Consider the following 20,681-nt stretch of genomic DNA (forward strand, 5'->3'; position numbering starts at 1 on the left):
AAACTCAGTGCAAGAAAATTTGATAGCCAAGTCAATGAAATTCATGCACGTGTAGCAGTCCTCAACAGATTTACGGAATTAGGTCGACCACTTACCCAAGTTACGCCTTAAATTTGGCTCAATTAGGAGGCTTTGTATTTCAAATCTTTGTGCAACAAAGCCTAAAAAAGATAAAACCTATTTTTTCGGACTTTTAAGCTTGAACACGTTAAAATGCCTTTGAGAATTTTGTGCTACTTTGAAATGAACCATGACTTTGAGCACCACCAGCCTTCGTAAACAACTCCGTAAGCAGCGTCGTAGCCTAAACCTATGGGAGCAACGACAAGCTGAACAACAAGTCCTACAGCGCTTAATCAGACATAGTTATTTTAAGCGCAGTCAGCATATAGGCGTTTATTTACATGCATTTGGTGAAATTCACACTCAAAAGCTTATCCACTACTGTTTTTCGCATCAAAAACACGTGTATTTACCCATGATTTGCAACATGAATCAGCAACTGGTTTGGGTTGAAATCTCACGTCATCAATACATTAGTAAACGTTTTTCTCATCACCCACTCGGTATGAAAGAACCCATGGCAAGTCGTGGGAAGCATGTTTCTCATCTTGACCTTTTAATTATGCCCTTGCTCGCTTGCGACAAGTACGGCACACGTATTGGTATGGGGGGTGGCTTCTACGATAAAACATTAGCAACAGCCCACTCTACCCCCTACCGTTTAGGACTTGGTCATGATTTTCAACTCATTCAAGACTCTTTGGTCCGAGAGGCATGGGATCAACCGCTAGATGGCTTTATTAGCCCATCTCAAACTTTAAGCTTCAAACGTTAATTTGATATTCTTGACACTGAGTTACACTTATAAATCACATATTTAGTCATTTTTTATACATTTTAATTAGCATGACCCTTGTAATTTAAAAAATACACATCACTATAAAAAACATGGCAACACCGTTGTCACTCATTAGGAGTGCCCATGTCTGAGATTATTATGAATGAAGAAAGCTTGGAAACTACAATTCCGAGCGTATTACCGCTCTTAGCGCTACGAGATGTGGTTGTATATCCTCACATGCAAATTGCACTGTTTGTGGGTCGTGAAAAGTCGATCAATGCAGTCAATGTCGCACGTGACAGTGACAATCTTGTATTCGTAGTTGCACAAAAAGATTCGCTTACAGAAGAAATTGATCACGACAATTTATATCAATACGGTACTGTCGCGAAGATTGTGCAAGTTGTGAATCATGAGAATGATGAAAACTGTATAAAAGTACTGATTGAAGGCTTATATCGTGCCAAGTTAGAAAAAATTATCGATACCGATGATTACCTGACTGCCGAGCATTCATTAAGCCCAATGACGGTTTCTGTAGACTCAGAAACTCAGAATAACCGTGTGGAAGAATTACGCACCTTATTTGCTCAATATGCAGAAGCAAAATTGCGTAACGCACGTGAATTGATTGCAGCAGCCAATAAAATTGATGATTTGCTACAATTATTATTCTTTGTAGCAACACGCGTGCCTTTGAATATTGATGTAAAACAAAAGTTCTTAGAGCATGATGAATTTGAAGCACATTTAGCTGAGCTGATGACGTATTTATTACAACAGTCAGAAGAGCAGCAAATTGAGCAAACCTTACATGATTCTGTGAAACGCCAAATGGAAAAGAATCAGCGTGAATACTTCTTAAATGAAAAAATGAAGGTCATTCAACGCGAACTTTCTGACATGAATGGCGGTGCTGAAGATGACGTTGCAGAAATTGAAAAGCGTCTAGCTGAAGCCGATTTACCTGAACATGTACGCAAGAAAGCTGAAAATGAGTTCCGTAAGCTAAAAGCGATGCAACCTGCTTCGAGCGAAGCTGCTGTCGTGCGTAACTACCTAGAAGTTATTTTAGATACGCCTTGGAACAAAGCCAGCAAAGTCAGCATTAACCTTGCGAAAGCTCAAGATATTCTTGATGCCGATCACTATGGTTTAGACGACGTGAAAGACCGCATCGTGGAATACCTTGCTGTTCAATCACGTGTGAAAAAACTTCGTGGTCCAATCCTGTGCTTAGTTGGTCCTCCAGGTGTTGGTAAAACTTCACTCGGTGAATCTGTTGCCAAAGCGACTGGTCGTGAATTTGTCCGTATGGCGCTTGGCGGCGTGCGTGACGAAGCTGAAATTCGTGGTCACCGTCGTACATATATCGGTGCGATGCCCGGTAAAATTGTGCAGTCTTTGACAAAAGTTGGCGTAAAGAACCCACTGTTCTTACTCGATGAAATCGACAAGATGGCGCAAGACTACCGTGGTGACCCTGCTTCAGCATTGCTTGAAGTCCTCGATCCATCACAAAACAGTAAGTTCAATGATCACTATTTAGATCTTGATCTAGACCTTTCTGAAGTGATGTTCATCTGCACTGCAAACAGCATGAATATTCCAGAAGCTTTGCTTGACCGTATGGAAGTGATTCGTCTACCGGGTTATACCGAAGATGAAAAAGTGAATATTGCTGAACGTTACCTTGTTCCAAAAGCCATCAAGAACAACGGTCTACGTGCGAAAGAATTAACCGTTCACGAAGAAGCCATCCGCGATATCGTACAACGTTATACACGTGAAGCCGGTGTCCGTAGCTTAGAACGTGAAGTGTCTAAAATTGCACGTAAAGTGGTAAAAGAAGCAGTGAGCAAGAAAGCGAAAAATCTTCAAATTGAAGTGAATTCGAAAAATCTTCCTGACTACTTAGGTCCACACAAATTCGACTTCGGTATGGCCGAAGAAGAAGCTGAAGTGGGTCGTGTAAACGGCTTGGCTTGGACATCTGTTGGTGGTGAACTACTAACAATTGAAGTTGCAGCAGTGAAAGGTAAAGGCAAGTTCATTACCACCGGTTCTCTTGGCGATGTCATGAAAGAATCGATCACAACAGCGATGACCGTTGTACGTACCCGTGCAGATGAACTAGGTATTGAAGCGATTCGCTTTGAAGAAACAGATGTACACGTGCATTTACCAGAAGGTGCAACACCGAAAGATGGTCCATCTGCTGGTTTAGCCCTAACTACCGCTCTTGTTTCAGCTTTTACAGGCATTGCAATTCGTCCAGATATCGCAATGACTGGTGAAACCAGTCTGGGTGGCCGTGCAATGCGCATTGGTGGTTTAAAAGAGAAACTTCTCGCTGCTCACCGTGGTGGCATTAAGCTTGTCTTTATCCCACAAGACAACGTTCGTGACTTGGCTGAGATTCCAGACAATGTCAAAGAAGGTCTAGAAATTAAACCAGTGAAATCGATTGATGAGATTTTACCTCTAGCCTTGGTTGATATGCCTAAACCTCTTGCAAAGACACCGATTGTCAAAGCAACTGAAGGTGGCAAAGCTGCTCGTCACTAAGCGCTAGCAACTCGTAATAAAAAAGCCCTGTTTCGACAGGGCTTTTTTATATCCATTATTTCATACTGCATATTCGAAAAATTTCATTCAAATCCTTCGCTATGACAAGACTCAAGACAACAGCTACAACTTTTGATTGGATTACTATTTCAAATTCGACATCAAGATCAATAATAGCCAATAAGAAAGTCTTACAAAATTTGAATGCTATTACTTGAAATATCGCCCTCTATCCCACATATATAGTAGAGAGATATACGCGCTGTATGTTTCTTTATTGGTTCCAATCACGTCTAAAAGCGTGATGATCATTGGAACAAGATGGTCATCTACATCTCCAGGTAGATGACCTTTTATCGCAGTCCACAGGCTTTCGGGGCTGCGTTTTTTATGTCATGTTTTTAAAGACATGCTATTTCAAATTTAAGATGGTTTTCACCAAACCATCGATCACTTGAGCCATTTTGTCTAAGTTTAATTTATCCATAGTATCTTGCTCGGTGTGATAGTGCTTATTACGATAAAATGCCGTATCAGTGATCATCATCGCCGGCATATCAAATTGCCAATAATTCATATGATCTGAAAAATCTACCCCCTGAATAAATGACGGTGAAATCAAGCGTTCACATTGCAACTGCTTCAAAGACTCCATCGCCGCACAATACGATGAGGTTAAGTCACGAGACTGAATGTTCCCCACCGATGCAATAAAATTTGTATGCGATGGATAAATCCACTTCAGCCCAACAGGATATTCTTGGGTGACTTTGGGATCAAAATAACCAATCATTTCTAGAATATATACACCTGAAATTTTATCTTTTTCCTTTGCTACCGATTTTGCATGGATAAAACTGCCCATCGACTCTGTTCTAAAATACGGCGGTTCTTCGAGGGTATAAAATACAAATTCAATATTTTGTTTTAAACGCGCTTTTTCAGCCGAAAGAATCCGAGCAGCTTCGAGTACACCTGCAACACCAGAAGCATTATCATCAGCACCATGCTGCTCCTCAAATACATCATAATGCGCACCAATAATCACTCGATTACTATGCCCTGCATTTAAGGGACAGACCACATTACGGTATGGTTGGCTATTTACGGTATAGGTTTGAAAACGGCAATTCACACCAAATAAACGCATCTGCTCACGAATCCAAGCAGACACGCGATTTAACTCTTGAATATTCTTATAGTTACGATATTCAGCTTCACTACCAATAATTTGCTCTAAATAGACTTTTAAATTATCCGGTTCAGCGGTTCTAATATTGTTGGCATTCGCCGCAAATGAACACCATGCAAAAATTGAAAGCATTGCTACTTGCTTGAGCAAAAATAACGTACCGTCCTGCCATGTTTTTTTCATTGTTATTATTCCAATTTTCATCTTTGATCTAATCTGCTTATGCTGCGTATTTAAACAGCAAGCAGAACACGATTTCAATTGCAAATTGTGTCTGAACATACAAAGCGCAAGCGAACCGTTATAATGCTCTTTTATATACTTTCAGGCGCTGTATGAAAATTCGTATTCTGACAATCGGTCAAAAAATGCCAGCATGGGTTCTGACGGGTTTTGAAGATTATTTCAAACGTATTCAGCCATTTGTTCAAACGCAGATCATTGAACTGCCTATGGCTAAACGTGGCAAGAACGACTCAGAAGCCGACATTTTAAAATACCGTCAAATTGAAGGTGACAGCATTTTAAATGCCATGAAATCGAATGAAGTGCTGATCGCCTTAGAAGTCGGTGGTCGAGAGTTCAGTACGGAAAAACTAGCTGAAACCATGAAAGGTTGGATGCTTGAAGGCAATGATGTGGTTTTAGCCATTGGTGGGCCAGATGGACATTCTGAAGCAGTACGTAAAGCTGCAGCATGGCATTGGTCTTTGTCTAAACTAACTTTGCCGCATCCAATGGTTCGTGTCATGCTCATCGAACAGCTATACCGTGCAATGAGTATTAATCATAATCACCCTTACCATCGTGCGGGTTAATCCGAACTAACATCCAGCGTATACAGCAATTACAGCGTTGCAACAATGAAACAAACCGTTGAAATTATCCGAATTGTTACGCTGAATAATTTAGTGCATGATCATTATATTCCTTTAAACAACCAACGGCGACCGCGATGAATTTACAAACACTTCCAGGTTTATTTATTTCCCATGGCTCACCTATGCTTGCCATCAATCCTGAGCAAGTCGGTCCCGCGTTGGAACGTTTAAGCCTGAATCTTCCAAAACCGGAAGCCATTATTATCATGTCCGCGCATTGGGAAAGTAACGCACTAGAAGTAAGTACAAGTGCCCGTCCTGAAACTTGGCATGACTTCCGTGGCTTCCCTGCGGAACTTTATGATATTCGCTATCCAGCGCCGGGCAACCCAGAGCTTGCTGAAGAAATCCTTCATTTGCTTGCCAATGCAGGGTTATCTGCACATGCCAACAGCACCCGTCCACGCGATCATGGCGTTTGGATGCCGTTGTTGCATATGTATCCTGATGCAGACATTCCTGTGATTGAAATATCACTGCCGATGACCATGTCTGCTCAAGAGATCTATAAAATTGGACAAACGCTCGTACCTTTACGTGACAAGCAAATCCTGTTGATTGGGTCAGGCAGTATTACTCATAACTTACGTGAATTGGCTTGGGATGGACGTGCAGCAGCCGTGCCTGAATGGGCGTCTACATTCCGTAATTTTGTGGTCAATAAGCTCACTCATCAAGATTTTGATGCAGTTCTCGATTGGCAAAATATCCCGTTTGTACAACGCAATCATCCGACCATTGAACATTTTGCACCCATCTTCTTTGCGATGGGTACAGGCCCCCGCTTCTCTATAGTTCACAGTAGCTTTAGTATGGGTTCACTGGGTATGGATATTTATCGTTTTGATTAAACAAGAATAAACTTGATAGCTCGACTTATTCATAATTTATATTAATAAGTTAACAAATTATTATTTATGGATACATTTTGCTACTTATTTGAGCTGAATGTATTCATATTTTTTTAAAATGAATGGGTTATGCTACAGGCTGAAATTCACTTAGAACATTTAGCGTAATGAAATTAAAATATTTAGCGATCGCCCTCTTCCCTTTAGCCCTTGCAGCATGTCAATCAAGCGATATCCAAAAAGCTGGAGATTTAGCCGTGAGCGTATTACAACAACAAAATGCTGATAAAACTTTAGCTTTATATCAATGGAGCACCACCACTGAAAATGCACCAAAACCTTTGGTTTTAAATTTTCTAGAAAATGGCACTTTGGGTATTTCAACCAGTTGTAACAGTATGTCAACCCAATGGAAAGTGGAACACAATACGCTTGTAACAGGCAACATTGCATCTACCATGATGGCGTGTCCTGATAATGCGATGAAACAAGAAGGACTTGCATCTTCACTCTTTAGTGACCGTAAAGCACCTTTTGTTTTAAATACCACAGATCCACAAAACCCAACGTTAACCATTATCTCTGCAACAGGTGAGAAAGTGGTTTTCACTGGAAAATTAACACCTGAAACCCAGTACAACTCGCAAGGCGAAACCATTTTCCTTGAAGTCAGCCCTGAAACCAAACAATGTACAGGTGTTGCTCTACAAACTTGTTTGCAAGTACGTGAAGTGAAGTACGATGAAAAAGGCTTAAAAACGCAAGTCGATAAAGACTGGACTTTATTTTACGATCAAATTGAAGGCTTTAAGCACACTCCTACAGAACGCCAAATTATTCGCGTAAAACGTTTTGAACGTAAAAACCCTGCTGCTGACCAATCAAAATATGCCTATATTTTTGATATGTCAGTCGAACGTGAAGCCGTAAAAGTTACGTTGTAAGTTACAGCCTTAAAAAAACCGAGGTCATCACCTCGGTTTTTTTATATCTACAGTACGCTTTAGGATCTAGACTACCGATGAAAAATTTATTGTATTTTAGTATTTTATTCGGATTGTTTGGCTGTCAGAGTAATAGCGAATGGCGACCCAAACTTCAACACGAGACTTTTATCAGCCCAGCTTCAGATCAATTTCATCAAGTTTTACAGCACTATACATGGCAACATAATCCAACTGACAGCCGACAACCCTTTCTCATTAACTTTTCCGCACAACAGCTACACCTTTATGCGGGATGCAATTTAATCTCTAAACCTTATCATTTAAATCAACAGCATTTGAAGACTGAATCTTCACAACTGCAAACACTGATCGGCTGTTCAAAGCAATCAAATAACGATGTGCTGTTCAATCAACTCTTTCGCGATGTCAATCTAAAGCTACTTCAAAAGCAAAATGCCCTGCCTGAATTAATCGTGATGAATAGCAATCAACAGACCTATATTTTTAAAGGCATACAGCGAATTGCTGATTTACGTGATTTTGAAGCAGAACAATTAACTCAAAAGACGTGGGTTCTCGTAGAGAATAAGGCTCTACCCGCCCCAATAACTCTCACATTCAACAATGGCCGTATAACATTTTTTAGTGGCTGTAATCGCATTGGCTGCAATTATGATGTTGAACAACATCCTTGGCGTTTTACAGGAGATGTATGGAGTACTCTGAAGTTCTGCCCACAATTACATCAGCAAGAGCTTCATATTAAACGTTTGCTCAGCCAACCCTTAAATTTTCACTTCAACATTATCGATAGCAAATTACAACTTAGGCTAATGAACACCTAGCAATATATCTATATTTTCTAAACCATTCCGCCATAAAAAAACCGAGGCTTGAGCCTCGGTTTTCAGTTCAACTTACGGAGAACTTAGTAAACGCCTTGAGCAAGCATTGCGTCAGCAACTTTTACGAAGCCTGCAATGTTCGCACCGTTTACGTAGTTCACAGTACCATCTTCTTCAGTACCGTATTTCACGCAGTTGCGGTGAATTTCTTTCATGATCGCGTGTAGACGCTCGTCAACTTCTTCGAAAGTCCAACCCAAACGAATTGCGTTTTGAGACATTTCAAGACCAGAAGTTGCAACACCACCTGCATTTGAAGCTTTACCTGGTGCATAAAGAATTTTCGCTTCAACGAATTTCTCAACTGCAGCCAAAGTTGAAGGCATGTTCGCACCTTCAGCAACACAGATTGCGCCATTTGCAAGAAGAGCTTCAGCATCAGCTTCATCTAATTCATTTTGAGTTGCACATGGAAGCGCGATATCACATTTGATAGACCAAGGACGTTGACCTTCTAAATATTCAAAACCGTGCTTAGATGCAAATTCAGAAATACGGCCACGCTTAACGTTTTTCAATTCCATTACTTCAGCAAGAAGTTCAGTTGTGAAACCATCTTTCACGTATACAGTACCAGCTGAGTCAGAAAGTGAAACCACTTTCGCACCTAAGTACATTGCTTTTTCAGCAGCGTATTGTGCAACGTTACCAGAACCCGAAATCGTTACAACTTTATCTTTAAAGCTATCGCCACGAGTTTTTAGCATTTCCTCAGCGAAATACACAGTACCGTAACCAGTTGCTTCAGGACGTGCAAGTGAACCACCGAAAGTTAAACCTTTACCAGTGAACACACATGCTGTGTCGTTGCTTAATTTTTTCATCATACCAGCCATGTAGCCAACTTCACGGCCACCTACACCGATGTCACCCGCAGGGATGTCAGTGTTAGAACCAAGATGACGGTATAATTCGATCATTAATGCTTGGCAGAAACGCATAATTTCGCCTTCAGATTTACCTTTAGGGTCAAAATCTGAACCGCCTTTACCACCACCCATAGGAAGGGTAGTTAAAGCATTTTTGAAAGTTTGTTCAAAACCTAAGAATTTAAGAATTGAAAGGTTCACTGATGGGTGGAAACGCATACCACCTTTGAATGGACCAATTGCTGAGTTGTATTGAACACGGAAAGCACGGTTAACTTGAGTTTGACCTTTGTCATCTACCCATGAAACACGGAACTGAATTGCACGCTCAGGCTCAACAAGACGTTCTAGCAAACCGTAGTCAGCATATTGTGGGTTCTTTTCGATGAATGGCCAAAGGCTCGTCATCACTTCTTCAACAGCTTGAAGAAATTCAGGTTGGTGTTCATCACGTGTTTTAACGTAGTCTAGGAAGTCGTTAAGGCTGTTATATTTCAACACTTAATCCTCAGCAGATGTATGGATCAAAATTGATCACAATTTTGATCAAAGATATATTTTGGCGCAAAATATTAAATATCTTTTGTAACTAATCAGCAATAGTTTTTTTAAAAAATCTTTAAATTCTTTAAAGAACAGCGATTTAAATTGATTATTCAGATATTTTAGTTATAAATATTATTACTTTTAGGAATGTTTTAATGAATTATTTTGCTCATTTATGATGCATCTATAGACCCATTTTTGCGCACAGCAATTCATACTGAAACATGCTAGAATTCAACGTCCTCTTTGGTTTTTCACTGCCTTCATTTGTACTCGCGACTACCCATGACTTCTGAAATTTCCCTCATCCAACAAATTGATGCCCTATTGCCACAAACTCAATGTGGACTTTGTGGACACCGAGACGGCTGCTTACCCTATGCCAAAGCCATCAGTGAAGGAGAAGAAGCCAATAAATGTATACCCGGTGGTCAACCTGTGGCAGATTCACTAGCAGCGTTATTAAATCGTCCACACTTAACAGCAGAAGCCAGCGTTTGGCCAATCCAAAGTGATGGACGCCCGCAACGGGTTAAAGCTGTGATTCGTGAGGATGAATGTATTGGTTGTACCAAATGTATTAGTGCCTGCCCTGTTGATGCCATTATTGGCTCAGGCAAATTGATGCATACCGTCTTGACGGATTTATGTACGGGCTGCGAACTCTGCATTCCACCTTGTCCAGTGGATTGTATCGACCTTGTCGAAGAGCTTGATCAAGTGCCATCTGAAGCCGCTCGAATCGCAGAACAGAATGATTTACGTCGCCGCTACTATGCACATATTCAACGTGAGGAAAAGCGCAGAATTCATCGTAAAGGCCCAGTCGTACGTGCTGAAATTGAGACGGAACTTTTTGCCCAATTTTCGACCCAGACAGACTCAGTACCGGTCATTGAAGTCGTGGAAAAACCTGCTACGCCAGTCGTTCAACTCGATGCAAAAACCACCATTGAACTTGCAAAAATTCGTACACAAATTAAGAAATTAGAAAAACAACTGAGTGTTCGAGACGATGCAAAAAAACGTGAGTTACTCCATACGCTCACGCAACAATTAACACAACTGCAAGGGGCTTAATCATGGCGGTTAAAAAAATGACTAAGAAGCAAATTCAAACTTTTTTTGAACGCTTACGTGAGCAACGCCCCAACCCGAAAACTGAACTCAATTATAGTAGTCCATTTGAACTTTTAGTGGCTGTTACCCTATCTGCTCAGGCCACAGATGTCAGTGTCAACAAAGCCACAGACAAGCTTTTTCCAGTAGCAAATACTCCTGAAGCTATTTATGCGTTAGGTGTTGACGGACTGAAGGAATATATCAAGACCATTGGCCTGTATAACTCAAAAGCGGAAAATGTCATTAAAGCCTGCAAGATGCTCATTGAGAAGCACAACAGCATCGTTCCGAATAATCGTGCAGATTTGGAAGCCTTACCCGGTGTCGGTCGTAAAACTGCAAATGTGGTGCTGAATACTGCTTTTGGACAACCGACCATGGCAGTCGATACGCATATTTTTCGTTTAGGTAATCGTACAGGATTGGCTGTCGGCAAAAATGTTTTGGAAGTCGAACACCGACTCGTCAAAGTCATCCCCAAAGAGTTTATTGTTGATTCACATCATTGGCTGATTTTACATGGACGCTATTGCTGCATTGCCCGCAAACCCAAATGTGATGAATGTATCGTGTCTGATGTATGTAATTGGCCTGACCGTTTTGACTTTGGCGCATTAAGACCGATTAAAACCACCCAAATTGAGGATTAATCTCTTCAATTTGGGAGTTGATGAAATTTGTAAGAATCAATTGATCGAGTCGATGCTTAATTTTTATCTTGTTTTTTGTGTTTTTTATTAAGCTCTTGCTGCAGCTTTGGATGTAAGCGATATTGCTTCGGGTTCAGTTTAGCTTGCTCTGCTTCTTCCACTTGCACCTTACGCAACATTTTAAAGCTGACAAATAATAAGCCCAATAACACCGCCACAGCGATGATGACCATTATAACCAAAGCAAATTTCATAACAGATTCGCCCTAAAAGCCACATAAAAAAAGAGCCCCACTATGCAGTAGGACTCTTTGATTGTCAAAAATTCAAAAAAGTTGAATTATTTAGACTGATCTAAAATCGCGAACAAATCAGTTTGAACTTGATCGATTGGACGAAGACCATTTAATTTGTCATAAGTCGGTGCGTTTTCGCCAGAAGCTGCACGACCTTGGTAGAAACCAACCAATTGCTCAGTTTCAGCGTGGTAAGAACCTAAACGCTTACGAATTGTTGCTTCTTGGTCATCCGGACGTTGAACAAGGTCTTCACCAGTTTCGTCATCTTTACCTTCCACTTTTGGTGGGTTGTAAACGGTGTGATATACACGACCAGATGCAGGGTGTTGACGACGACCAGATAAACGTTGAACGATTTCTTCGTCAGGTACATCGATTTCAATTACATGATCGATGCTGATCCCTTCGTTTTCAAGCGCTTCAGCTTGTGGAATCGTACGCGGGAAACCGTCAAAAATGCAGCCGTTGACACAGTCAGGTTGAGCAATGCGTTCTTTTACAAGACCAATAATAAGCTCATCAGATACAAGGCCGCCATTATCCATGACGCTTTTAGCTTGTAGACCTAATTCAGTACCTTCACGAATCGCAGCACGGAGCATATCACCGGTTGAAATTTGTGGGATATCGTAGCGCTTACAGATCAACTGAGCTTGTGTCCCTTTACCTGCTCCAGGTGGTCCGAGTAATATAATGCGCATAAAAAAACATCCTCATTTTAAACATTGTATATGACGCTATGTAGTGATCTAAACCCAAGATTCAGATCATCTTCCAGCATCTAATTATAAGAAAGCCACAAACAAATGTATTGTACCCGCGATAAAACCGGTTACACCACCCAAGACAATTAAAATCCATTCGTCTTCCTGAAATGCAGGACGTAATAGATTTTGAAATTCTTTCGGTGTTAGCTCACGAATACGGTCTCTAAACATTTGAAAGATTTTCTGTGCACGGCTCGCATTAAACGCAGGGTCGCATACAGGCACCATCGTAATTTCAATTGAGCGATCGATCAAGTCTGTCTTGAGTTTTGCGTACTCTTTTGGACCTAAAGACAACTGTAATGAGGTACGAACCAGTGGAGATTCCATAATTTCATTAATATGACGTTTCACAATGCGACGGGTCTTATCTTTCTTCCCGCCATACATCATTTCGGTCATGATAGATTTTAACGTAATTAGGTCTTCTGTGACTACACTTGCGAATACATCTGAAACTTCTTCTTGGCGTTTCATAAACGCGCCTTGAACATTGTACGTTCCAATACGTGGAATCACAGGTTTAATCCAAGGGAATTTACGATCTTTAGTTAATTCAAACAATTGTAAATACTTAACGGGGTGCGGCTCAATGGGATTAAATACCATCCAGATGGCAATCCAGTTGGTCAAAAAGCCCCAGATTGCTGCCCAAAATGGAACCGTCCAATGCCAAGGCACCACAAACCAAACAACCATTTGGAAGATACCAAAGAACATCCCAATCAAGGCACTGATATGCCAAATAAAGTTGATTTCTTTTTGGCCAACTTTAAGGAACATACGTACCATCAAGAGACGATCCGCTTCCATTTGGCTCACCACCATTTCACGCATATCAACAAGTGACTCTACGTTCATGGTCAGTTCGGTCACGAGTTCTTTTAAGGTATTTGGCAGCTGTTTGTGTGCTTGGGTATAAATACGACGTTTAATCGAATACGGTAGGTTTTCCCAAAGCACCGCATTTCGGTCTAGCATGACTTCATCAATCAAATGTTCAAGCTCAAAGCCAACTTGTTCACCAATGATGCGCGCCATGTCCTCAGGATCCATTGCTTCCAAAAACTCACGCAAGGAACCCAATTTAGACAATGTATTATCCGTAATAATGCCAGAAATACGTCCAGCTTTTCTTGGCACAATCCCCTGCCATCCCACGGGTAATCGACCTAAATGGAATCCCCAGAAAGTAATCGGGTAAAACACCATTTTCAGTGCCATCCAAACGTGTGCCCAGGTAACGAATGCGGTAACGGGGATAATACTCAGCACAGCCCAAAAATCGGGACGTTGCAAAAAGGTTTGCCACAATTCGTTAACGTACTCAAGCATGCATAACTTCCATATTTAATTTTATTCAGTGAGTGCGGTTATAAAATAAAGTTGATTATTTTCACTACAAACCAAAACTTAAAGTATATGAGATTTGTAGTCTCGGTTCGGTTTCCACAATCACATTACCTGATTTGTCTTCTAATTTTTCACCCGCCCCCAAGCCTACACTAAACGTACTAATACGCTCGGCACTCAACATCACATAAGCAAGATCGATACCACCACCTAAACGCGCTTCATCTTCACCATCTACTTTCTTAGAGTCGATGTGACCCGCATAAGCTCCGATATAATAACCATTTTTATCTTTGCCAGTGAAATGAACTGGGTAACGAAAGCCGACTTGCCCACCAGGTGTTTTATCATCGTTCAAGAAAACACCAGCTTTTGCATAGGCAATGCCATATGGGTTTACCCACTCACCATTCACGTGAATAATTTTTTGAGTAAAACCTGCTCCAACATTCCATGGTTGATAACCCTTACTTGTTAACTTTGCCTCAGGTAAAAATGAATTGTCATTGGCATGTGCGATGCTTCCGAGCATCATAAATGCAAGCAATGGATATAATTTATTCATTGTTTTCACAAACTTCCTTAGTATTATTTTTTGGAATATTCCTTTTTTATACGTTTCGACTTTAGCAGAATAATATGAACTGTTATACACAAAGCCCCATATTTTTCATGTCTGCAAAGTCAAAATTTGACATACTCCCACCACTTTCGACTAGCTCAAGTGGGGGATTCTAAAAGCAAAAGCTTTTAGGTGACTTCCTTGCGGATTTCGCTTGCTTTCTGCTTCAAAGGGCGACCTTTACCGCATCTTCCCTCCACAGACAAAACGGTGTGTCCCACCGCCAAAATGTTACGAGAAGCGTTTATATCCGCATTCTCGCTAAAGCCACACTCAAAACAGCTAAAGTTTGCCTGAGTGAGCCTGTTTTCTTTTGCAACATGACCGCATGAGCTACAAGTCTGACTTGTATATTTGGGGTCAACTTTAACGAGTAAACCACCTCGCCATTGTTGCTTGTAATCCAACATACCCACAAGCATTGACCAACCTTGATCTAGGATTGATTTGTTTAAGCCTGATTTGGCTTTCACATTCTTTCCTTTTTTCTCAATTGTTCCGCTTGCTGACTTCGACATATTGGCTACTTTTAAGTCCTCAACTACGATCATTGCGTGGTTTTTGCTGAGAGTTGTCGTGACTTTGTGCAAGTAGTCATGTCGAATATTGGCGATATGATGGTGTAATTTATTGATCTTTGAGTTAAGTTTTTTCCAATTTTCACTGAATTTAGTTTTCTTCTTCAATTTGCGTTGAAGTCTAGCCAACTTCACTTGATTGGCTTTAAAGCTATTGATCGGGTCGAATACCTGACCTGTTGAGGTTGTCACCAATTTTTTGATGCCAAGATCAACACCAATGGCTGATTTTGATGGGTGGATGGGATGTTCTATTGTGTTCTCAACACCAAAAGAAATATACCACTTACCGACATGCTTTGAGATTGTGACGTTTTTAATCTCACCTGAAATATCTTGTGATTTTCTGAATTTCACAACACCAATATCATTAGGTAATTTTACTTGGTTGCCTTTAACCCAACAATATCGATTAAATTGAACAATACGAATTGAATCATAACCATCTGATTTCTTCTTAAATCGTGGCATAAGTGGTCTAAGTTGAACTTCACTACCATCAGCTAATTTAAAGAATTTTGGTTTTTTAGGCTTAAAAGGCTTTTGTTTTAACTTGGCTTGTTCTTTTTTATCAAAGAATTTACCCCAAGCATCACCAAGATCCCGAACTTTTTGTTGAAGTGAAACACCATTTGAACTGTTTTCTAAAAAAGCACACTCAGGCTTTTTGCGTAGTTCAGGGATTTTATTAACCAAATTAATTTTATTAATGCGTTCATTTTTAGCAAGCATTTCAAATGAAATGGCTAGGATTTGATTCCAAACAAAACGTGCAGAGCCAAGCAACTTGTTTAAAACAAGTTCCTGTTCTGCATTAGGCTCAAGCCTAAATTTGTACGCCTTGTTGATTTTCATAAATGAGTGTGTATGTGGTAATATGTGATATATTATCACCGAATAAGCCATTTAACAATGACAGAAATATACAAAAACCGACATTCAGCCTTTAATTTACATGTACATTTAGTATTTATCACTAAGTACAGAAAAAAGATTTTAGGTGAATCACATCACAAATATTTTAATGAGTGTGTATCTGAAATATGTAAAGATTTTGATGCGGAATTAAAGGAATGTAATGGTGAGGCTGATCATATTCACATGCTTATCCAATACCCACCAACAGTTCAACTGAGTAAGTTGGTGAATAATCTAAAATCAGTAACAAGTAGAAGAATGCGGAATGAATTTTTAGATTTACGTGGTAGCTATGCAAAGCCTATTTTGTGGTCACGCTCATATTTTGCAGGGTCGTGTGGTGGTGCGCCTTTGGACATTATTAAAAAATACATTCAAAACCAACAAGGTTAAAACCGTGAAATTCACCTCCACCCTGACTGTCGGGTGGAGTCCTCTTTCACTTTAAGATAGACTGCAATCACAGCAGAGTCTTTTTTATTTATCAAAAAAATGTCAGTTGCGCTAGAATATGCCTCTTCCGTTATTTTAGCTCTCAGTCTTTAAGTCGAACGCGTATGAAGCAGCACTATCCTTTAAAAAATGTCCAGCAAGAAAAGCGGATTTATCGTAATCGCGTGGTGATTTCGATAGGGATTGTCTCCTTCTTTATGCTGTTGCTTGTGGCACGTTATGCATATTTGCAAATCAAGAGTTATGAGACCTTTTCAACTGCTGCAGATCAAAACCGAATTCGACTGCAACCACTTGCACCTTCTCGTGGTTATATCTATGACCGTAATGGCGTGTTATTAGCCGATAATTATCCGGTTTTCTCAGCAACCATGAGCCGTGCGGATGTTGAAGATATCGATGATACGGTAGAGCGCCTAACACCCTTATTAGAGCTTACATCTGAAGATATCGAACGCTTTAAAAGTCGAATTAAAACCTCTAAAAAGACTGAACGTGTTTCGATTAAACTGAATTTAAATGAAAATGATATCGCCCGTTTTAGTGAGGTGAAATATCAATTTCCGGGTGTCAATATAGAGACCCAAATGACTCGCTACTATCCACATGGCGAACTATTTGCCCATGTGATTGGCTACGTGGGTCGTATTAATGACAAAGAACTAAAATCGATTGATAAAGATTTATACGCTGGCTCAAACCTGATCGGTAAAATTGGCGTTGAAAAATCATATGAAGAACTTTTACATGGTATGCCGGGCAATGAGTCGGTTGAAGCCGATGCCTTTGGTAATGTGTTACGCCATTTAGGTCGTAAAGATCCGATTCGTGGTAATGACTTATATTTATCCCTAGATTATGGACTGCAAATGGTCGCTTCAGAGCAGCTTGCAGATCGACGTGGTGCGATTGTTGCGATTGACCCACGTACTGGGGAAATTCTTGCTCTCGTTTCTAGTCCAAGTTTTAACCCTAACTTATTTGTTACCGGGATTAGCAGCAAAGATTATTCTGAACTGCGTGATAGCCTCGATCAACCTTTATATAACCGTGCTGTACAAGGCGCTTATCCTCCGGGTTCAACGATCAAACCGATGTTTGGTTTAGGTGGTATTCATTATGGTCTAGTGGACTGGAGTACTGCCATTTCCGATCCGGGCTACTTCACACTTCCGGGTGACAGCCATCGTTTCCGTGACCACAAAAAAACTGGTCATGGCTCAGTTAATTTACACAAAGCTCAAGTCGTTTCCTGCGATACCTATTTCTATGTCTTGTCCTATCGTATGGGCATTGAAAAAATGAATACGTGGATGCGTCAGTTTGGCTTCGGTGAAAAAACCGGTGTAGATTTACCAAGTGAAAGTACGGGGCTATATCCAAATCCTGAATGGAAACTCCGCACACGGAAGTCCAACTGGCTCAAAGGTGAAACCATTTCTGTCAGTATTGGTCAGGGTGCATTTACTGCAACACCATTACAACTGGCGATGGCGACTGCCATTACTGCCAATCAAGGCTCTCATGTTACACCTCACGTTTTGCGTGAAAGTAAAGGCTCTAAAGTCCACAAAGTCCATAACGCCCCGAATGGTCGCATTCAATTTAATGGTAAGCCAGATGATTGGATCAAAATGCGTGATGCCATGATTGATGTGGTACAAACAGGGACAGGTCGTGGTATTCGTACCCCAATGTATCAAATCGCAGGTAAAACAGGAACTGCACAGGTTAAAAGTATTGCCCAAGGTAAACGTTATAACGAGTCCTTATTGACAGAGCGTCAACTTGACCATGGTTTATTTGTTGGTTTTGCCCCTGCGGAAAAACCTGAAATTGCCATTGCCGTCGTTTGGGAAAATGGTCGTCACGGTGGTTCTGCTGCTCAAATTGCGAAACCAATGTTTGACTACTGGTTATTAACACGTAAAAAGAATCCAATTCGTCCTGCTAGCCATCAAATTAGCGGTGGTCTCATGACTGCGGGTCTAAAACCAAGTGAGTTGCCAAGTGGCTCGAATATTTTATCAGCCGATCCAAATGCGAGCCCAACTGCACAGCAGAATAATAGTGCAACTCAACAACCGAATAGTGCAAATACAACACCTCGTGCTGCCAGTGCCGCACATGCAACCGATGAGGAATAATTCATGAAAAATCAATTAAGAATCATTGGTGGTGAATGGAAGCGTCGTCAATTACCTTTTGCCAGTATTGACGGTTTACGCCCTACACCTGACCGTGTCCGCGAGACATTATTTAACTGGCTCATGTGGGATGTTCAAAATGCCAAAGTCCTCGACCTCTGTACAGGTTCAGGTGCTTTGTCGTTTGAAGCACTCTCACGTGGCGCAGCAGAAGCCGTTTTAATTGAACCTGATCGCACCCAAGCGAAATTTCTCATGGACAATTTAGAACTCCTAAGGGTCAGTAAACAACGTGTGCAACTCAAAAACATGACAGCACAACAAGTCATTCCTAACTTGAAAGAGCAATTTGATCTAATTTTCTTAGATCCACCGTATAGTCTTGATTTATGGGAAGAACTTGCTGAATTGGTCGATCCGTGCATTGCAGACAATGGTTTAATTTATATCGAAGCTGATCGTGATCTTGCTCAGTTAAAACTCCCGAGCAGTTGGCAGCAAATTAAACAAACCAAAGCAGGTACGGTACGTGCAGGCTTATATAAAAAGGCTTAATGTAAATGCACACAAAAAAGGACGTTAATGCGTCCTTTTTTATTACTTGAAAATCATTAAACCTGTGGTCGAAGTGGACGCTGGCTGTTAAATCCACCTGGGGTTTTAGCTTTATCCACGGGCGTTACTTTAGGACGTTGTTGCTGTGGTTTTTGCTGCTGGGGCTTACTTGTATTGGGTTTAGCTGGCGTCTGAGGCTTTGCGCTTGGACGATGCACATTTGACGGATGCTGAGATGAAGGTTTCTGTACATTCGGTTTATGCACATTCGGTTTATGAGTATCGTCTGGACGGTTATTCGAATTCGATCGTGGTGAGTTTGGTCGATGTTGCGGGCTATTCACTCGACTATATGAACGGTCATAACGCTGTCCGTATGACCCCCCATATTGACCTGAATAACCATATTGATTTGCATAGCCATATTGATTCGAATGGTATCGGCCATCATCAAATGGCGCCACGACACACCCTGTAAATGTAACTGCAACTACAGATAGCAAAGCAACTTGTTTAAGCATGTGTAGCACTCCTCTTTGATGAAGAGCATTTTCACTTATCGAAATGAATTCAATCGGAAGTCTGTGTACATCTGCTGTATTTAAACATTCATGTTTTATTCATCATTTGACATCCAATTTTGCTCCATTTGTTCAGTCAGCCACATTTATATAGAAAAATTCACTACAATAGCGCCACGTATTTCAAAGCTGTAAATTAATGACTTGGCTGATTTTTATTCTTGGTGCCATCTTTGCGGGATTCGTACAAGGATTAACAGGGTTTGCATTCGCCCTTATCGCAATGTCATTTTGGGTTTGGATACTCCCCCCTCAAATAGCCGCACCCTTGGTGGTCTGCGCTTCAGTTTATAGCCACTTCATTTCATTATCATCAGAACGTAAAAGCATTCCGATCAATAAAAAAATCATTTATCCCTATTTAATTGCAGGAATTTTAGGTGTACCGCTCGGTACCTATTTATTAGACAGCATTAATCCAGATACATTTAAATTGGTTTTGGGCGCTTTTTTAATGTTTTGGTGCCCAATTTTATTTTTTAATCCAAAATTTTCATTCATCCAAAAGACAGGGAAATGGGCGGATTCTAGTATTGGATATATTGCTGGAATCTTGGGTGGTCTTGGAGGCTTTTGTGGTGCATTACCCTCTGCATGGCTCATGCTGAAAAATACACCCAAAGCAGAACAACGCTATATTTTGCGACATTTCAATTTAGCTATTCAGCTCGTCACACTCATTAGCTACCTATTACAAGGAATCATCCATCGTGAACATCTACCATATTTAGCAGTGCTTTTGGTAATTATGGCTTTTCCCGTGATTTTTGGTGCCAAACTTTTTTATCGTATTTCAGAAAGCCAATTTAAGCATATCGTGTTAGGGCTATTATTTTCTTCAGGCTGCTTCTTGGTGACGATGAGTATCTCAACCTGATAACTCAAAACCTAAAGATATTTATCCAAGTCATTCTAGAAAAACCCCTTCTCAGTTAGATATTCACATCTTGTAACAATGACACAGTTCACATTTAAATAAAAATTAGCCAAATGGTAAAAAAGTAATTAATTTTTCTGACGAAAATTAATAGAA

20 protein-coding genes and 1 pseudogene are annotated in these 20,681 nt (G+C 40.6%); 13 read left to right on the plus strand and 8 right to left on the minus strand.

Going from position 1 to position 20,681, the window contains the following annotated elements:
• From FTU05_RS01685 to lon, 3 genes and pseudogenes are all read left to right on the plus strand, one after another.
• Nucleotides 1-111 (plus strand): annotated as a pseudogene (locus FTU05_RS01685) (IS5/IS1182 family transposase); the annotation flags it as partial.
• A gap of 139 nt (nt 112-250) precedes the next feature.
• The gene (locus FTU05_RS01690; RefSeq protein WP_180026669.1) at nt 251-838 is read left to right on the plus strand and encodes a 5-formyltetrahydrofolate cyclo-ligase; all 588 of its coding nucleotides are present in this window, start codon (nt 251-253) and stop codon (nt 836-838) included.
• A gap of 147 nt (nt 839-985) precedes the next feature.
• Entirely contained in the window at nt 986-3,412 is a 2,427-nt protein-coding gene (lon, locus tag FTU05_RS01695; protein WP_180164038.1) for an endopeptidase La, read from the plus strand.
• 412 nt (nt 3,413-3,824) lie between these two features.
• Here lon and FTU05_RS01700 read toward each other — a convergent pair whose 3' ends face one another.
• The gene (locus FTU05_RS01700) at nt 3,825-4,787 is read right to left on the minus strand and encodes a M20/M25/M40 family metallo-hydrolase (RefSeq protein WP_373685251.1); all 963 of its coding nucleotides are present in this window, start codon (nt 4,785-4,787) and stop codon (nt 3,825-3,827) included.
• A gap of 152 nt (nt 4,788-4,939) precedes the next feature.
• Between FTU05_RS01700 and rlmH the strand changes: the two genes are divergently transcribed.
• The 4 genes from rlmH (at nt 4,940) to FTU05_RS01720 (ending at nt 8,128) form a co-directional block, all read left to right on the plus strand.
• Nucleotides 4,940-5,422: a 23S rRNA (pseudouridine(1915)-N(3))-methyltransferase RlmH gene (gene rlmH, locus FTU05_RS01705; RefSeq protein ID WP_078189858.1), complete on the plus strand. Its 483-nt coding sequence runs from the start codon at nt 4,940-4,942 to the stop codon at nt 5,420-5,422.
• Between the two features lie 137 nt (nt 5,423-5,559).
• Complete coding sequence (locus FTU05_RS01710; protein WP_180164040.1) at nt 5,560-6,336, plus strand: dioxygenase; 777 nt, start codon at nt 5,560-5,562, stop codon at nt 6,334-6,336.
• A 167-nt stretch (nt 6,337-6,503) separates the two neighbouring features.
• The gene (locus FTU05_RS01715) at nt 6,504-7,280 is read left to right on the plus strand and encodes an META and DUF4377 domain-containing protein (protein WP_180164042.1); all 777 of its coding nucleotides are present in this window, start codon (nt 6,504-6,506) and stop codon (nt 7,278-7,280) included.
• Between the two features lie 77 nt (nt 7,281-7,357).
• Nucleotides 7,358-8,128 carry an META domain-containing protein gene (locus FTU05_RS01720; RefSeq protein WP_180164044.1) on the plus strand — a complete coding sequence of 257 codons (771 nt, stop codon included), beginning with the start codon at nt 7,358-7,360 and terminating at the stop codon, nt 8,126-8,128.
• 83 nt (nt 8,129-8,211) lie between these two features.
• Here FTU05_RS01720 and gdhA read toward each other — a convergent pair whose 3' ends face one another.
• The gene (gene gdhA, locus FTU05_RS01725; RefSeq protein ID WP_257246863.1) at nt 8,212-9,558 is read right to left on the minus strand and encodes an NADP-specific glutamate dehydrogenase; all 1,347 of its coding nucleotides are present in this window, start codon (nt 9,556-9,558) and stop codon (nt 8,212-8,214) included.
• 330 nt (nt 9,559-9,888) lie between these two features.
• Here gdhA and FTU05_RS01730 point away from each other — a divergent pair, with 330 nt between their 5' ends.
• Both FTU05_RS01730 and nth read left to right on the plus strand, forming a co-directional pair.
• Entirely contained in the window at nt 9,889-10,683 is a 795-nt protein-coding gene (locus FTU05_RS01730) for an RnfABCDGE type electron transport complex subunit B (protein ID WP_180164046.1), read from the plus strand.
• A gap of 2 nt (nt 10,684-10,685) precedes the next feature.
• Nucleotides 10,686-11,375, plus strand: coding sequence for an endonuclease III (gene nth / locus FTU05_RS01735; protein ID WP_180164048.1), 690 nt, complete (start codon nt 10,686-10,688; stop codon nt 11,373-11,375).
• Between the two features lie 56 nt (nt 11,376-11,431).
• Here nth and FTU05_RS01740 read toward each other — a convergent pair whose 3' ends face one another.
• The 5 genes from FTU05_RS01740 to FTU05_RS01760 form a co-directional block, all read right to left on the minus strand.
• Nucleotides 11,432-11,629, minus strand: a complete 198-nt coding sequence (locus tag FTU05_RS01740; RefSeq protein ID WP_180164050.1) for a hypothetical protein — start codon at nt 11,627-11,629, stop codon at nt 11,432-11,434.
• Nucleotides 11,630-11,715: 86 nt separating this feature from the next.
• Nucleotides 11,716-12,375: an adenylate kinase gene (gene adk, locus FTU05_RS01745; protein WP_078189866.1), complete on the minus strand. Its 660-nt coding sequence runs from the start codon at nt 12,373-12,375 to the stop codon at nt 11,716-11,718.
• An 84-nt stretch (nt 12,376-12,459) separates the two neighbouring features.
• On the minus strand, nt 12,460-13,776 hold the full coding sequence (locus tag FTU05_RS01750) for a hypothetical protein (protein ID WP_218953198.1): 1,317 nt from the start codon (nt 13,774-13,776) through the stop codon (nt 12,460-12,462).
• A 64-nt stretch (nt 13,777-13,840) separates the two neighbouring features.
• Nucleotides 13,841-14,359: a hypothetical protein gene (locus tag FTU05_RS01755; RefSeq protein WP_180164052.1), complete on the minus strand. Its 519-nt coding sequence runs from the start codon at nt 14,357-14,359 to the stop codon at nt 13,841-13,843.
• A 185-nt stretch (nt 14,360-14,544) separates the two neighbouring features.
• Nucleotides 14,545-15,849: an RNA-guided endonuclease TnpB family protein gene (locus FTU05_RS01760; protein ID WP_180164120.1), complete on the minus strand. Its 1,305-nt coding sequence runs from the start codon at nt 15,847-15,849 to the stop codon at nt 14,545-14,547.
• Between the two features lie 57 nt (nt 15,850-15,906).
• Here FTU05_RS01760 and tnpA point away from each other — a divergent pair, with 57 nt between their 5' ends.
• The 3 genes from tnpA to rsmD all read left to right on the plus strand — a co-directional run bounded on the left by tnpA (nt 15,907) and on the right by rsmD (nt 19,067).
• Nucleotides 15,907-16,305 carry an IS200/IS605 family transposase gene (gene tnpA, locus FTU05_RS01765; protein WP_180164054.1) on the plus strand — a complete coding sequence of 133 codons (399 nt, stop codon included), beginning with the start codon at nt 15,907-15,909 and terminating at the stop codon, nt 16,303-16,305.
• Nucleotides 16,306-16,469: 164 nt separating this feature from the next.
• The gene (gene mrdA, locus FTU05_RS01770; RefSeq protein WP_180164056.1) at nt 16,470-18,512 is read left to right on the plus strand and encodes a penicillin-binding protein 2; all 2,043 of its coding nucleotides are present in this window, start codon (nt 16,470-16,472) and stop codon (nt 18,510-18,512) included.
• Between the two features lie 3 nt (nt 18,513-18,515).
• Entirely contained in the window at nt 18,516-19,067 is a 552-nt protein-coding gene (gene rsmD / locus FTU05_RS01775) for a 16S rRNA (guanine(966)-N(2))-methyltransferase RsmD (RefSeq protein WP_180123726.1), read from the plus strand.
• A gap of 56 nt (nt 19,068-19,123) precedes the next feature.
• On the opposite strand, the gene FTU05_RS01780 is transcribed toward rsmD, so the two are convergent.
• Nucleotides 19,124-19,588 (minus strand): hypothetical protein, encoded by a 465-nt coding sequence (locus FTU05_RS01780; protein ID WP_180164058.1) that lies wholly within the window; start codon nt 19,586-19,588, stop codon nt 19,124-19,126.
• 199 nt (nt 19,589-19,787) lie between these two features.
• On the opposite strand from FTU05_RS01780, the gene FTU05_RS01785 reads away from it, so the two are divergent.
• Nucleotides 19,788-20,525 (plus strand): sulfite exporter TauE/SafE family protein, encoded by a 738-nt coding sequence (locus FTU05_RS01785; protein ID WP_180164060.1) that lies wholly within the window; start codon nt 19,788-19,790, stop codon nt 20,523-20,525.
• Nucleotides 20,526-20,681: the final 156 nt, after the last annotated feature.

This window comes from Acinetobacter sp. YH12049 (assembly GCF_013419875.1).
Classification (GTDB): Bacteria; Pseudomonadota; Gammaproteobacteria; order Pseudomonadales; family Moraxellaceae; genus Acinetobacter; species Acinetobacter amyesii.